The organism is Pantoea sp. MBD-2R (assembly GCF_039134845.1).
Classification (GTDB): Bacteria; Pseudomonadota; Gammaproteobacteria; order Enterobacterales; family Enterobacteriaceae; genus Erwinia.
In genome coordinates, this window is the sequence record NZ_CP152417.1 from 2,636,778 (window position 1) to 2,650,966 (window position 14,189).

Consider the following 14,189-nt stretch of genomic DNA (forward strand, 5'->3'; position numbering starts at 1 on the left):
CCAGGACGGCGATGGCGCTTGAGGCTTTTTGCCTCATTCCACCAGCGAATGGCGGAGTTTGTTGTGAGGCAGACAGAAGAAAGCGGCTTTGATGGCCTGCGAATCCGGCAAGTCGCAACCTGGAGCGGGGGGAACCCCGCTTTGCCAGGGCTGTATTGGCCAGATGTCGTCACCAGCGCCTTTCATAAAGGACTGTCAGTTTTGGCTGGCAGTCCTTTTTTTGCCGTCGCGGATTAAATCGCCGCGCCTGCTACCGCTTCTTTCGCCAGCTGCGTGATGCGATCGTAATCGCCCGCTTCAAGCGCATCTGCCGGCACCAGCCATGAACCGCCGATGCACAGCACGCTTTTCAGCGCCAGATAGTCGCGATAATTAGCAGGAGAAATGCCGCCCGTTGGGCAAAAACGTACCTGAGGGAAAGGCCCGCCAATTGCCTGTAGCGCTTTAACGCCACCGTTGGCTTCTGCCGGGAAAAATTTAAATTCACGCAGGCCATAATCCAGGCCGGTCATCAGTTCAGAAACGGTGCTGATCCCTGGGATAAGCGGCACCGTGCCCGCTACCGCCGCTTCGAGCAGTGGTTCAGTAATGCCCGGGCTGATAACAAACTGCGCCCCTGCGGCGGTGACCTCTTCCAGCTGCCTGACGTTCAGCACCGTCCCCGCGCCAACGATCGCTTCCGGCACTTCCTGAATCATGGCTTTCAGCGCGTCCATCGCACACGGCGTACGCAGCGTGACTTCCAGCACTCTTACGCCGCCTGCGACCAGCGCCTTTGCCATTGGCACGGCATGTTCCAGCTTGTTCACTACGATAACCGGCACAACCGGGCCAGTTGTCAGAATTGTTTCAGCGCTTGTTTTCCAGTGGGTCATCGTCCTGCTTCTCCTGTCTGGCCAGCCACATCCCCCTGAGGACGAAGCAGGCAAAAAGCGACGCGCGCGGCGTCCGGAAAGTAAATTCGCCACTACCATACATGATTACTGCCCGCGCCGTCCATGCGCTCACCACTTTTTTGAAATGGCGGTTCATTTTTGAATGGTGCTGAATTCAGGGCATAAAAAAACCCGCCGTAGCGGGTTTATTTAAGGGCTTTATTCAAACTCATTCCATGAACGGCCGTCGCGGGTAATCATGGCCACGGAGGCAACCGGTCCCCAGGTGCCGGCCTGGTAAGGCTTCGGCGCTTCGTTATCCGCCGCCCAGGCTTCCATGATGGAGTCAACCCACTTCCAGGCTTCTTCCACCTCATCACGGCGTACAAACAGCGCCTGGATGCCGCGCATCGTTTCCAGCAACAAGCGCTCGTAGGCATCCGCCAGGTGTGACTGGTTGAACGTTTCAGAGAAGCTCAGGTCCAGCTTGGTGGTTTGCAGATTGTGTTTATGATCCAGTCCTGGCACTTTATTCAGGATCTGAATATCAACGCCCTCGTCCGGTTGCAGACGAATGGTCAGCTTATTCTGCGGCAGCTCCTGCCAGGAATCTTTAAACAGATTCAGCGCCGGGTTTTTGAAGTAAACCACCACTTCCGAGCATTTGGTTGGCAGACGCTTACCGGTACGCAGGTAGAAAGGTACGCCAGCCCAGCGCCAGTCGTCGATATCCACGCGAATAGAGACGAAGGTTTCGGTATTGCTGGACTTGTTAGCGTCCTCTTCTTCCAGGTAGCCAGGCACTTTTTTACCCTGGACAAAGCCAGAAGTGTACTGACCGCGCACGGTTTTATCGCGCACGTTGCTGTGGTCGATGCGACGCAGCGAGCGCAGTACTTTCACTTTTTCATCGCGAATACGGTCGGCTGAGAGATCGGCTGGCGGCGACATGGCGATCATGGTCAGAACCTGTAACAGGTGGTTCTGGATCATATCGCGCATCTGGCCCGCTTTGTCGAAGTAACCCCAACGGCCTTCGATGCCCACTTCTTCTGCAACGGTAATCTGCACGTGATCGATGGTGCGATTATCCCAGTTGGAAGCAAACAGCGAGTTGGCGAAACGCAGCGCCAGCAGGTTAAGCACCGTCTCTTTACCCAAATAGTGGTCAATGCGGAAAACCTGGTTCTCTTCGAAATATTCGCCAACCTGATCGTTGATTTCCTGAGACGTTTCCAGCGAGGTGCCCAGCGGCTTTTCCATCACTACGCGAGCAGGCTGTGCGTTAAGCTTCGCCAGGCCGAGACCTTTACAGATTGCGCCGAACGTTCCCGGCGGCATGGCAAAATAGTTGATGGTTACGCGCTTCTTCTGATCGAGCATTTTGCCCAGTTTAGAGAAATGCGACGCGTCATTAACATCAAGATTACAAAAATCGAGTCGGCTGCTGAGCTTATCCCACAGCGCTTCGTCGATCGTTTCCTTCATGAAGGTTTCCAGCGCTTCACGCACCACCTTGGTGTAGGCTGCTTTATCCCACTCTGCACGGCCCACGCCGATAATGCGTGATTCTTCGTGAATCTGACCGGCTTTTTCCAATTGATACAGGGAAGGCAACAGTTTCCGGCGTGCAAGATCGCCTTTGGCACCGAAAATCACCAGATCGCATGCCTGGGCTGTTTGTGTAACCGCCATTTTATTCTCCTCGTTGCAGGATAAGCCTGACCTGCCGATTCCTTGCACAGTCAGACTCTTATTGTAATTTTCTTTCATACAATGTACTGCTTTTGTCGGGTCCGCGTAAACCTGACAGGCACTGCGTAGCACAGAGTAGACCGATTAAATCGGCTCCGCCGCTGCCCGAGCGTACAGTTTGTGCGTAATTTTCCTTCTTTTTTGTTACTGTGTTCGACCGGGTGAAAATCAGACACCGCTCAAATAATGGTAAAAAAAGCAGGGAAACGTCGCGATGTCGCTGCCTGCGGGCAATTCGCACGCGGTATATTCTCTACAACTTGCTATCGGTTTCTCCACTGAATGAAATCGACAAAATGTATGAGTGACGATGTTATGACTATGCTGGAAAAAATTCAGGCTAGCCTGGAAACCCTTAGCAAATCCGAGCGGAAAGTAGCCCAGGCGATCCTCGCCGTACCTGGCGAGGCCATTCACGCCAGTATCGCTACGCTGGCGAAGCAGGCTGACGTCAGCGAACCCACCGTCAATCGTTTTTGCCATCGCATGCAGACTAAAGGCTTTCCGGACTTCAAGCTCCAGCTGGCGCAAAGTCTGGCTAACGGCACACCCTATGTCAGTCGTGATATCGATGAAAACGACAGCGTAGAGGTCTACAGCGGCAAGATCTTCGAGTCCGCGCTGGCGGGTCTGGATCGTGCCAGAAGCACGCTGGACGCAGCCAACGTAAACCGTGCCGTCGACCTGCTGACCCAGGCAAAGAAAATCGCCTTTTTCGGCCTGGGCGCTTCAGCCGCTGTCGCCCACGATGCGATGAATAAATTTTTTCGCTTCAATGTGCCTGTCATCTGTTCCGATGATATTGTTATGCAGCGGATGTGCTGCATCAACAGCACCGAAGGCGACGTTATGGTGCTGATTTCCCATACCGGCCGCACTAAAAATTTAGTCGAACTTGCGCAGCTTGCGCGGGAAAATGATGTCTCGGTTTTGGCCATTACCTCGCCGAATTCGCCGTTGGCTCGCGAAGCCACGCTGGCGCTGACGCTGGATGTGCCGGAAGATACCGATATCTATATGCCGATGGTATCCAGGCTGGCTCAGCTGACGCTTATCGATGTGCTTGCGACCGGCTTTACGCTGCGCCGTGGCGCTAAATTCCGTGATAATCTCAGACGCGTTAAGCTCGCGCTGAAAGAATCGCGCCTGGATAAAGAAGATCTGGCCGCAGTGCGGCTTTAGTATTGCTATCAGGGAGATAGCGGCCTGACGCCCGGCCGTTATCAGATAAAACAGTAACAGCCTTTCGGGAATTGCGCTGGCAATATCCTTTCAAAGTCAACGGAGTTACACATGTCCAGACGTTTAAGAAGAACCAAAATTGTCACCACCCTCGGACCCGCTACCGACCGCGACAATAACCTCGAAAAAATCATCGCCGCCGGTGCCAACGTCGTTCGTCTTAACTTCTCTCACGGCACGCCAGAAGATCATATGCAGCGCGCCAACAATGTCCGTGCTATTGCGGCAAAATTAGGCCGTCACGTTGCCATTCTTGGCGATCTTCAGGGCCCCAAAATTCGCGTGTCCACCTTCAAAGAAGGCAAAGTCCTCCTGAGCATTGGCGATCGCTTCCTGCTGGACGCCAGCCTGGGCAAAGGCGAAGGCGATAAAGAGAAAGTGGGGATTGATTATAAAGGCCTGCCAGCGGACGTGGTGCCGGGCGATATCCTGCTGCTGGACGACGGTCGTGTGCAGTTGAAAGTGCTGGAAGTTCAGGGCATGAAGGTCTTTACCGAAGTCACGGTGGGCGGCCCGCTGTCGAACAACAAAGGCATTAATAAGCTGGGCGGCGGCCTTTCAGCCGAAGCGCTGACGGAGAAGGATAAAGCCGACATCATTACCGCTGCGAAAATCAACTGCGATTATCTGGCCGTTTCATTTCCACGCTGCGGCGAGGATTTAAATTACGCGCGTCGTCTGGCTCGTGAAGCGGGCTGCGAAGCAAAAATCGTCTCTAAAGTGGAACGCGCTGAGGCCGTAGCCTCGCAGGAAGCGATGGATGATATCATCCTGGCTTCTGACGTGGTGATGGTTGCCCGAGGCGATTTGGGCGTGGAAATTGGCGATCCTGAACTGGTCGGTATTCAGAAAGCGCTGATCCGTCGCGCTCGTCAGCTGAATCGCTCGGTGATCACCGCCACGCAGATGATGGAATCGATGATCACCAACCCCATGCCAACCCGCGCGGAAGTCATGGACGTGGCGAACGCCGTGCTGGACGGTACCGATGCGGTCATGCTCTCGGCAGAAACCGCGGCCGGGCAGTATCCGGCAGAGACCGTTACCGCCATGGCCAAAGTGTGCCTTGGCGCGGAGAAAATCCCCAGCATCAACGTTTCCAAGCACCGCCTGGACGTGCAGTTCGATAACATTGAAGAAGCTATCGCGATGTCCGCCATGTACGCGGCTAACCATCTTCAGGGCGTCACGGCGATTATCACCATGACCGAGTCGGGCCGTACCGCGCTGATGACCTCCCGCATCACTTCTGGCCTGCCGATTTTTGCCATGTCGCGTCATGAGCGTACGCTGAATTTGACCGCGCTTTATCGCGGCGTAACGCCCGTCTTCTTCGACAGCAACAACGATGGCGTCGTTGCCGCACACGATGCGACCAATCTGCTGCGCGATAAAGGTTTCCTGATGTCTGGCGATCTGGTCATCGTGACGCAGGGCGACGTGATGAGCACCACCGGCACCACCAACACCAGCCGCGTGCTGCGCGTAGAGTAACCTCTGAGAGCTGAGAGGCTTAAACGAGAGAATATTCATCCAGCTGGCATAAAAGTGGTGTATGTTGGCGCGGTCGCTTCGGCGGCCGCGTTTTTTTTATCTTTTTTTTGCTGGAAGGAGCCTGCATGGCCTCATTTGTTCCGGTGTCGAGCTTAACCCGCCGTCACCTGATTTTTCCACTCTGTCTGGTGCTGTTTGAATTTGCCACCTATATCGCTCATGACATGATCCAGCCCGGCATGCTGCTGGTGACCAGCGAATTTAAGGTCGGGCCGGAATGGGTTTCGGCCTCGCTGACGGCTTACCTGGTTGGCGGTATTGTGTTGCAGTGGCTACTTGGCCCGCTTTCTGACAAATTTGGCCGTCGTCCGGTAATGCTCGCGGGCGTAGCATTCTTTATGCTGACCTGCTTCGCCACCCACTGGGTACAAAGCATTGAGCAGTTTATCCTGCTGCGATTTTTGCAGGGTACCAGCCTCTGTTTTATCGGTGCTGTAGGCTATGCCGCGATTCAGGAGGCGTTTGATGAGTCGCTAAGCGTGAAAATGATGGCGCTAATGGCCAATGTCGCGCTGATTGCGCCGCTGGCAGGCCCGCTGGCGGGCGCGGCTTTTTTATCATTCAGCGACTGGCGCACCATGTTCTGGCTGTTTGGTGCCGTTTCCGCCATTGCCCTGCTCGGTTTATGGCGAACTATGCCGGAAACGGCGGGCGATAGCGCAACGTCGCTGGCGCTAAAATCTCTGGCGCGCGGCTACGGTTCTTTGCTGAAAGACCGGCAGGTGATGGGCGGTTCGGCGGCCATCGGGCTGGTGACCATCCCCTGCCTGGCCTGGGTCGCGCTGTCGCCGGTGATCCTGATCCATGACGAAGGCCTGACCCGGCTGGATTATGCCCTGCTACAGCTGCCGGTGTTTGTCGCGATGATCGCGGGCAATCTGGTGCTCAGCCGTTTGGCGGGACGCATGCCGATTGAGCAACCGCTGCGCATGGCGGCATGGCCAATTTTAATCGGCCTGGCGCTGGCCGCGCTCAGCACCGGGATCAATGCGCACAGCTACTTATGGCTGACGGCCGGACTGAGCCTGTATGGTTTTGGCACTGGTCTGGTAAATGCGGGACTCTATCGCCTGACCCTTTTTTCCAGCGAGGCAGGCAAAGGCAGCGTCGCGGCGATACTGGGCATGATCAGTATCCTGGTCTTTGCGCTGGGCATTGAACTGGCAAAAGGCGCTTACTTTCATGGCGGCAGCTTCTGGTTCAGCCTGGTCAATCTGGGTAGCGGCCTGCTGTGGTTCTGGCTGGTACGGGGGTTTCTGCGTGAACGCAAGCGACGTGCCACGCGGGTTTCGCTGGAGTAATTTGCGGTACAGGAGACCAGCCACAATCGTTTGACGATAGCGGCTGGTCTCCTTAAAGGCGCAATGCCTTACTTCTTGCGGAAGAGATCCTTGCGTCGGTAAGGCTCGATATCGCCCTCTTTGCGGGTCTTCAACAATTTGAGGATCCAGGTGTACTGTTCCGGATTGGGCCGCACGAGGATTTCAACTTCCTCGTTCATCCTGCGCGCCAGCGTCTTGTCATCAGCTTCCAGCAGATCGTCCATCGGTTCACGAAGGTGGATATCCAGGCAATGCGTTTTGCTGTTGTAGACCGGGAACAGTGGCACCACGCGAGCGCGACAAACCTTCATCAGACGGCCTACTGCCGGTAACGTTGCTTTATAGGTTGCAAAGAAATCGACAAACTCGCTGTGCTCAGCGCCGTGATCCTGGTCGGGAAGATAATAACCCCAATAGCCCTGACGCACTGAACTGATAAAAGGCTTGATGCCGTCGTTACGGGCGTGCATGCGGCCACCAAAGCGGCGGCGGATGGCGTTCCAGACGTAGTCCATCAGCGGGTCGCGCTGGTTATGGAACATTGCCGCCATTTTCTGCCCTTCCGAAGCCAGTACCATTGCGGGAATATCCACTGCCCAGCCATGCGGTACCAGGAAGATAATGTTCTGATTTTCTGCGCGGATCTGTTCGATGATCTCTCTATTGTGCCAGGTAATGCGCTTACGGGCATGCTCGGGGCGCATCGCCAGTTCGGCCATCATCACAATAGACTGCGGTGCGGTAGCAAACATCTCATCGATGATGTTTTCCCGTTCGGCTTCAGCGACTTCAGGCATGCAGTAAAAGAGGTTGATTTGCGCGCGACGGCGGGCGCTTTTGGCATACTTTCCTGCAAAACGCCCGAGCGCGCCCAGCAGCGGATCGCGCATTTTTGCCGGGAGCCAGGCCATACCGGCGCAGAGTCCAATGGCCAGCCAGCTTCCCCAGTGACGCGGTAATAAAAAAGACTTCTGAAAGGTGGGAATAAACTCATTACTGCTTTTCTTGTTTTCCATGCACTCGCCTCAAACTTTAACCGGCTAATGATAGTGCTGACGGGCTATTTTGCAATGCCCGTTTCCTGTTGCGGATAAAAGAAAAGCCGACGGGCGATGCCGTCGGCTTCAGCGTGCAAAAATCAGGCGGGTTATTTCAGGCGTAGCTGAGGCACAACCTCGCGTACCTGCGCCAGATAGTCGCTGCGATCTTTACCGGTCAATCCTTCCATGCGCGGCAGTTTTGCCGTAAGCGGATTCACTGCCTGGTTATTGATCCAGATTTCAAAGTGAAGATGCGGCCCGGTGGAGCGACCGGTATTGCCGGTCAGGCCAATACGCTCGCCACGTTTTACTTTGTCGCCGGGTTTCACCAGCAGTTTCTTCATGTGCATATAGCGGGTCATATACTGACGACCGTGACGAATAGCCACGTAGTTGCCCGCCCCGCCGCTGCGTTTTGCCACGATCACTTCACCGTCGCCCACGGCCAGTACGGGTGTACCAAGCGGAATGGCAAAATCCACGCCTTTATGCGGCGCAACGCGGCCCGTGACCGGATTCAGACGATGTGGATTGAAATTGGAAGAGACACGATATTGTCTTGCCGTTGGGAAGCGCATAAAGCCGTGCGCGAGGCCTGCACCGCTGCGATCGTAGAATTTTCCATCGGCAGCGCGAATAGCATAGTAATCTTTGCCGCTGGTTTGCAGACGCACACCCGCCAGCTGGCTCTGCTGGCTCTGGCCGTCCAACACTTCGCGTGACATTAATACAGCGAATTTGTCGCCGTTACGCAGCTTACGGAAGTCCATCTGCCACTGTAATGACTTGATGACTGCGCTAATTTCACCGCTGCTCAGTCCGGCGGCTTTGGCACTACTGACGAAGCTGCCGTTAACCGTACCGGTCAGTACGCTGTTCTGCCACTCGCCTTTCTGGATTGCCGCAGAGGACTTGAACGTATCGCCAGAGCGATCGTAAGTGCGGGTTTCACGGCGTGAAGCTTCCCAGGTCAGGCGCTGAAGCTGCCCGTCATCGGTCAGTGTCCAGGAGAGCTGCTGGCCAATTTGCAGGTTGCGCAGATCTTTATCGACTTTGACCAGCTGATTGATATCCCCCATATCAATGCCATACTGATTAAGCACGCTGCTTAACGTATCGCCTGATGACACCACGTAATCATGCGTGCCGGTTTCGTTGGGAACATCCTGATCTAATTCATCTTTTGGCACATCATCATCAGGGGAAGGCATGTCCTGATCGATCGGCTCACTGGCTTCGGGCAAAAGCGTCCGCAGCTGGTTTTTATCCAGCTCGATGCTTTTAACAATCGCATTTTCGCCCGTGGTGGCGGGATGATAAACAAACGGCCGCCAGACGGAGACGGCCAGTGTGACAACGGTAAGCGAACCCAGCATAACGCGGTGGGTTCTTGGCAATGTGTTAAACGCCATGGCGACAGCGCGGGCAATCTGCTGCACGTATATATTCCTCTAGGCTCCTTTCAGGCAGCTCGTGTACTGGCTGGACAGCTGTGAGAGGAATTTCACGTAGCTATCCCGGTCCACGGCGATGTTCGTTCCCAGCGGATCCAGCGTTCCAGTACGGACCTGAGTTCCCCGGGCGACGGCATCAATAACGGCTGGCCTGAACTGTGGCTCAGCAAAGACGCAGGTCGCCTTATGCTCAACCAACTCTGTTCGAATTTGATGTAATCGCTGAGCGCCAGGCTGGATTTCAGGGTTAACGGTAAAATGACCCGTTGGAGTCAGACCGAAATGTTTTTCAAAGTATGTGTAAGCATCGTGAAAAACGAAATACCCTTTGCCCTTAACCGGCGCAAGCTGAGTTCCTATTTGCGTATCAGCCGTGGCCAATTCTGCCTCAAAATGCTGCAGGTTCGCGTCAAGTTTGTCTCTGCTTTGCGGCATAAGTTCCAATAATTTTGCGTGGATTGCAACCGCAGATTGCCTTGCGATTTCAGGGGACATCCACAAGTGCATATTATATTCGCCATGATGGTGATGATGTGCCTCTTCTTCCTGCGCAGGGTCGACTGCGTTGTGCTCATGTTCATCATCGTCTTCACCACGAATTAACAGCGGCTTAACTGTTGGCAGCTCAGCGAGTTCGAGCGACTTTTGCACCGGCAATTGTGCTACCGCTTTCGGCATAAACGCTTCCATTTCAGGGCCTACCCAGACAACAAGATCCGCGCCACGCAGGCGTTTGATGTCGGAGGGACGCAGCGAATAATCGTGTTCAGAAGCGCCATCGGGCAACAAGACTTCTACCGGCGTAACCCCATCGGCGATAGCGGCGGCAATAAATCCCAGCGGTTTAACGGAGGCAACCAGCGCGGCATGAGCAGGCGTGGCAAGCGAAGCGGCAAATCCGAGCGTAGAAAGCAGGGTCAATAAGGGCTTATTTTTATGTAACATAATGCTTCATTCCATCGTGACAGGTCGATGGATTGTGATATTATAACATTCTAAAACTTCTGCAACCTGTAATCGCTATGTCCTCATTGATTTGCCTTGATAAAATTTCCGTCAATTTCGGCCAGCGACCCGTGCTCTCCGAGATCTCTTTGACCTTGCAACCCGGCAGGATCCTGACGCTGCTTGGGCCTAACGGTGCCGGTAAATCAACGCTGGTTCGTGTGGTGCTGGGTTTGATTCAGCCAGATCGCGGTAAGCTGCATCGTCCCGCTGGCCTGCGCATTGGCTATGTCCCGCAAAAAATTCACCTGGACGCCACGCTGCCCCTGACCGTTGAGCGCTTTATGCTGCTGCGCGGCGGCGTGAAGCGCGCCGATATTTTGCCAGCGTTGAAAAGAGTTCATGCCGCACAGCTGCTCAATTATCCACTGCAAAAGCTTTCCGGCGGCGAGATGCAGCGTGTGCTACTGGCGCGTGCCCTGCTCAATCAGCCTCAGCTGCTGGTGCTTGATGAGCCTACACAAGGTGTGGACGTTAACGGTCAGGTCGCGCTCTATGATTTAATCGATCAGCTACGTCATGAGCTGAACTGCGGCGTGCTGATGGTTTCCCACGATCTGCATCTGGTTATGGCGAAAACCGACGAAGTGCTGTGCCTGAATCAGCATATCTGCTGCTCGGGAACGCCTGAAGTGGTGTCGAAGCACCCTGAGTTCATCTCGATGTTTGGAACGCGCGGCGCGGAACAGCTGGCGATTTATCGTCATCACCATAATCATCGTCACGATCTACAGGGACGAATTGTATTACGCAGAGGACAAGCTAAGTGATTGAATTGTTGTTACCCGGCTGGCTGGCGGGTTTCCTGCTGGCGCTGGCTGCCGGTCCGCTCGGCTCTTTTGTCGTCTGGCGCCGTATGTCCTACTTTGGCGATACGCTGGCTCACGCTTCCCTGTTGGGGGTCGCCTTCGGCCTGCTGTTAAATATCAGCCCTTTTTATGCCGTTATCGGCATTACGCTGCTGCTGTCGTTGCTGCTGGTCTGGCTGGAACGCCGCCCGCATCTGGCCATTGATACGCTGCTGGGCATCCTTGCGCACAGTGCATTGTCACTGGGGCTGGTGGTGGTCAGTTTAATGTCTGGCGTACGGGTGGATTTGATGGCGTATCTGTTTGGCGATCTGCTTGCGGTGACGCCAACCGATCTCTATACCATTGCCGCTGGCGTCGTCGTGGTGCTCGGCGTGCTGGTCTTTAACTGGCGTGCACTGTTATCGATGACCATCAGTCCGGAACTGGCGCAGGTGGACGGGGTCAATATTCAGCGAACAAAGATGGTGCTGATGCTGGTGACGGCGCTAACGATTGGGGTGGCGATGAAGTTTGTCGGCGCGCTGATTATCACCTCGTTGCTGATCATTCCTGCCGCTACGGCCCGCCGCTTTGCCCGTTCTCCCGAGCAGATGGCCGGCTTTGCCGTGATAGTCGGGATTCTGGCGGTTACGGCCGGACTGACCTTCTCGGCCTTTTATGATACGCCAGCTGGCCCGTCGGTGGTGTTGGGCGCCTCGCTGATGTTCATGCTGAGCATGGTAAAAAGGCCGGCGGTATAATAGCTAACAGCGTGCTGGCTCAGGGCGCATGCACAGGCAAAAAGCGCTCTCGCTAATAGCGGGCCGTCCATGGCCCGTGATGCTTTGCTCCGGGCTCGCTTCAGGTTTATCACCTGCCTGAGCGGCCTGAGTAGCAATCACTCTTCCCGCGTAATCCCAAAATGCTTGTAGGCATGCTGCGTAGCCATACGGCCACGTGGCGTACGCTGAATAAAGCCCTGCTGGATCAGATAAGGTTCCAGCACGTCTTCAATGGTTTCACGCTCTTCACCAATGGCCGCAGCCAGGTTATCCAGACCCACCGGACCACCGGTAAACTTATCGATAATCGCCAGCAGCAGCTTGCGGTCCATGTAGTCAAAACCTTCCGTATCGACGCTCAGCATATCCAGTGCTCTGGCGGCGACGTCGCCACTCAGGCTGCCAGCCGCACGCACCTCGGAAAAGTCTCTGACGCGGCGAAGAAGGCGGTTAGCGATGCGTGGCGTACCGCGCGAACGACGGGCAATCTCCAGCGCGCCCTCTTCACTCAGCGGCAGCCCCAGACAGGCGGCGCTGCGGCCGACGATGTGCTGAAGATCTTCAACACGGTAAAACTCCAGGCGCTGAACAATGCCAAAACGATCGCGTAAAGGTGAAGTCAGTGAACCCGCGCGGGTGGTCGCGCCAATCAGCGTAAACGGCGGCAGATCCAGTTTTATTGAACGGGCAGCCGGCCCTTCACCAATCATAATATCCAGCTGGTAATCTTCCATCGCCGGATACAGCACCTCTTCCACTACAGGGGAAAGACGGTGGATTTCATCGATAAACAGCACGTCGTGCGGCTCGAGGTTGGTAAGCATTGCCGCCAAATCGCCCGCTTTTTCCAGCACCGGCCCGGAAGTGGTGCGTAAATTCACGCCCATTTCGTTGGCGACAATGTTCGCCAGCGTGGTTTTTCCCAACCCTGGCGGGCCGAAAATCAGCAGATGATCGAGCGCGTCGCCGCGCATTTTGGCCGCCTCAATAAATATTTCCATCTGCTCGCGAACAACCGGCTGGCCGACATATTCTTCCAGCAGCTTAGGACGGATAGCGCGGTCGATAATCTCTTCTTCGCTGACGGTTCCCGGCGAGACCAGGCGATCGGCTTCAATCATGCTTTACCTCAAATAGCTGCGCGCAGAGCTTCGCGGATCAGCGTTTCACAATCGGCCTGCGGGCGGCCCACTTTGCTAATCATCCGGCTGGCTTCCTGAGGTTTATACCCCAGCGACACCAGCGCGGCAACGGCTTCTGCTTCAGCATCGTTCGCCGCATCGGCGGGTTGCACTTCACTGGTCAGTGCAAACGGCGCATCGGCGGCGAACAGATCGCCATGCATGCCTTTAAAGCGATCTTTCATCTCGACAACCAGACGCTCGGCGGTTTTCTTTCCGACCCCTGGCAGTTTAACCAGCGCGGCAATCTCCTCACGCTCAACGGCCGTCACGAACTGCTGAGCGGACATGCCGGAAAGGATCGCCAGCGCCAGTTTAGGCCCAACGCCGTTTACTTTGATCAGCTCACGGAACAGCGCCCGCTCCTGCTTGCTGTTGAAGCCAAACAGCAGCTGTGCGTCTTCACGCACCACGAAATGGGTAAAGATTACCGCTTCGTGATTCAGTTCAGGAAGCTCATAAAAGCAGGTCATCGGCATATGGATTTCGTAGCCCACGCCACCCGTTTCCAGCAGCACCAGCGGCGGCTGTTTTTCCAGAATATTGCCTCTCAGACGACCAATCACGTTAGCTTCCTTCGGAATAGATTTAATGCGGGGGTTATATCATAAAAAAAGCTGGATGGATATCCAGCTTATCAGGAACGTAGCCGACCCCGGGCCAGGTTTAGCTTTCCTTCGCCCATCCGGTTAGCGTTCTGGCTAACGTGACAATGGGTGATGGCGATAGCCAGCGCATCGGCGGCATCGGCTTGAGGATTGGCAGAGAGTTTCAGCAAGGTTCGCACCATGTGCTGCACCTGGCTTTTCTCCGCGCTGCCGATGCCGACCACGGTTTGCTTAACCTGACGCGCAGCATATTCAAAGACCGGCAGATCCTGGTTCACCGCCGCGACGATAGCGGAGCCGCGCGCCTGGCCCAGCTTCAGCGCTGAATCGGCATTTTTCGCCATAAAAACCTGTTCGATAGCGAAATAGTCGGGCTGAAACTGGGTAATGATCTCCGTTACGCCGGCGTAGATCAGCTTCAGTCGCGTCGGCAGATCGGTAACGTTAGTGCGGATACAGCCGCTGCCAAGATAGGTCAGCTGACGGCCAACCTGACGAATAATGCCGTAACCGGTGATGCGCGACCCCGGATCGATACCTAAAATGATCGCCATCACGCACCTCCGGCCAGCGGGTTTTG

At 55.3% G+C, this 14,189-nt stretch carries 13 protein-coding genes; 5 read left to right on the top strand and 8 right to left on the bottom strand.

The genetic code is table 11. The annotated features are described in order from the left end of the window. Positions 1 to 233: 233 nt before the first annotated feature. Positions 234 to 875, bottom strand: a complete 642-nt coding sequence (locus AAGQ96_RS12105; protein ID WP_147198428.1) for a bifunctional 4-hydroxy-2-oxoglutarate aldolase/2-dehydro-3-deoxy-phosphogluconate aldolase — start codon at positions 873 to 875, stop codon at positions 234 to 236. Between the two features lie 219 nt (positions 876 to 1,094). Beyond that, a complete protein-coding gene (zwf, locus tag AAGQ96_RS12110; protein WP_342753669.1) occupies positions 1,095 to 2,570 on the bottom strand; it encodes a glucose-6-phosphate dehydrogenase in 1,476 nt (491 codons plus the stop codon). Between the two features lie 375 nt (positions 2,571 to 2,945). On the opposite strand from zwf, the gene AAGQ96_RS12115 reads away from it, so the two are divergent. The 3 genes from AAGQ96_RS12115 (at position 2,946) to AAGQ96_RS12125 (ending at position 6,727) form a co-directional block, all read left to right on the top strand. Beyond that, on the top strand, positions 2,946 to 3,812 hold the full coding sequence (locus tag AAGQ96_RS12115; RefSeq protein ID WP_342755557.1) for a MurR/RpiR family transcriptional regulator: 867 nt from the start codon (positions 2,946 to 2,948) through the stop codon (positions 3,810 to 3,812). Positions 3,813 to 3,923: 111 nt separating this feature from the next. Beyond that, positions 3,924 to 5,366 (top strand): pyruvate kinase, encoded by a 1,443-nt coding sequence (gene pyk / locus AAGQ96_RS12120; RefSeq protein WP_342753670.1) that lies wholly within the window; start codon positions 3,924 to 3,926, stop codon positions 5,364 to 5,366. Between the two features lie 125 nt (positions 5,367 to 5,491). Beyond that, positions 5,492 to 6,727, top strand: coding sequence for an MFS transporter (locus AAGQ96_RS12125; RefSeq protein WP_342753671.1), 1,236 nt, complete (start codon positions 5,492 to 5,494; stop codon positions 6,725 to 6,727). Between the two features lie 68 nt (positions 6,728 to 6,795). On the opposite strand, the gene lpxM is transcribed toward AAGQ96_RS12125, so the two are convergent. The 3 genes from lpxM to znuA all read right to left on the bottom strand — a co-directional run bounded on the left by lpxM (position 6,796) and on the right by znuA (position 10,187). Continuing rightward, positions 6,796 to 7,764 (bottom strand): lauroyl-Kdo(2)-lipid IV(A) myristoyltransferase, encoded by a 969-nt coding sequence (lpxM, locus tag AAGQ96_RS12130; RefSeq protein WP_342753672.1) that lies wholly within the window; start codon positions 7,762 to 7,764, stop codon positions 6,796 to 6,798. A gap of 131 nt (positions 7,765 to 7,895) precedes the next feature. Continuing rightward, complete coding sequence (mepM, locus tag AAGQ96_RS12135; RefSeq protein WP_342753673.1) at positions 7,896 to 9,227, bottom strand: murein DD-endopeptidase MepM; 1,332 nt, start codon at positions 9,225 to 9,227, stop codon at positions 7,896 to 7,898. 12 nt (positions 9,228 to 9,239) lie between these two features. Further along, on the bottom strand, positions 9,240 to 10,187 hold the full coding sequence (znuA, locus tag AAGQ96_RS12140; RefSeq protein ID WP_147198434.1) for a zinc ABC transporter substrate-binding protein ZnuA: 948 nt from the start codon (positions 10,185 to 10,187) through the stop codon (positions 9,240 to 9,242). A gap of 77 nt (positions 10,188 to 10,264) precedes the next feature. Between znuA and znuC the strand changes: the two genes are divergently transcribed. Together znuC and znuB are read left to right on the top strand one after the other, a co-directional pair. Then, a complete protein-coding gene (gene znuC / locus AAGQ96_RS12145) occupies positions 10,265 to 11,017 on the top strand; it encodes a zinc ABC transporter ATP-binding protein ZnuC (protein WP_342753674.1) in 753 nt (250 codons plus the stop codon). After that, a complete protein-coding gene (gene znuB, locus AAGQ96_RS12150) occupies positions 11,014 to 11,799 on the top strand; it encodes a zinc ABC transporter permease subunit ZnuB (RefSeq protein ID WP_147198436.1) in 786 nt (261 codons plus the stop codon). The genes znuC and znuB overlap by 4 nt, the downstream gene beginning before the upstream one ends. Positions 11,800 to 11,936: 137 nt before the next feature. On the opposite strand, the gene ruvB is transcribed toward znuB, so the two are convergent. The 3 genes from ruvB to ruvC form a co-directional block, all read right to left on the bottom strand. Beyond that, positions 11,937 to 12,941: a Holliday junction branch migration DNA helicase RuvB gene (gene ruvB / locus AAGQ96_RS12155; protein WP_147198437.1), complete on the bottom strand. Its 1,005-nt coding sequence runs from the start codon at positions 12,939 to 12,941 to the stop codon at positions 11,937 to 11,939. Positions 12,942 to 12,949: 8 nt separating this feature from the next. Then, entirely contained in the window at positions 12,950 to 13,567 is a 618-nt protein-coding gene (ruvA, locus tag AAGQ96_RS12160) for a Holliday junction branch migration protein RuvA (protein WP_147198438.1), read from the bottom strand. A gap of 71 nt (positions 13,568 to 13,638) precedes the next feature. Further along, positions 13,639 to 14,163 (bottom strand): crossover junction endodeoxyribonuclease RuvC, encoded by a 525-nt coding sequence (ruvC, locus tag AAGQ96_RS12165; protein ID WP_147198439.1) that lies wholly within the window; start codon positions 14,161 to 14,163, stop codon positions 13,639 to 13,641. Between the last annotated feature and the right edge of the window lie 26 nt (positions 14,164 to 14,189).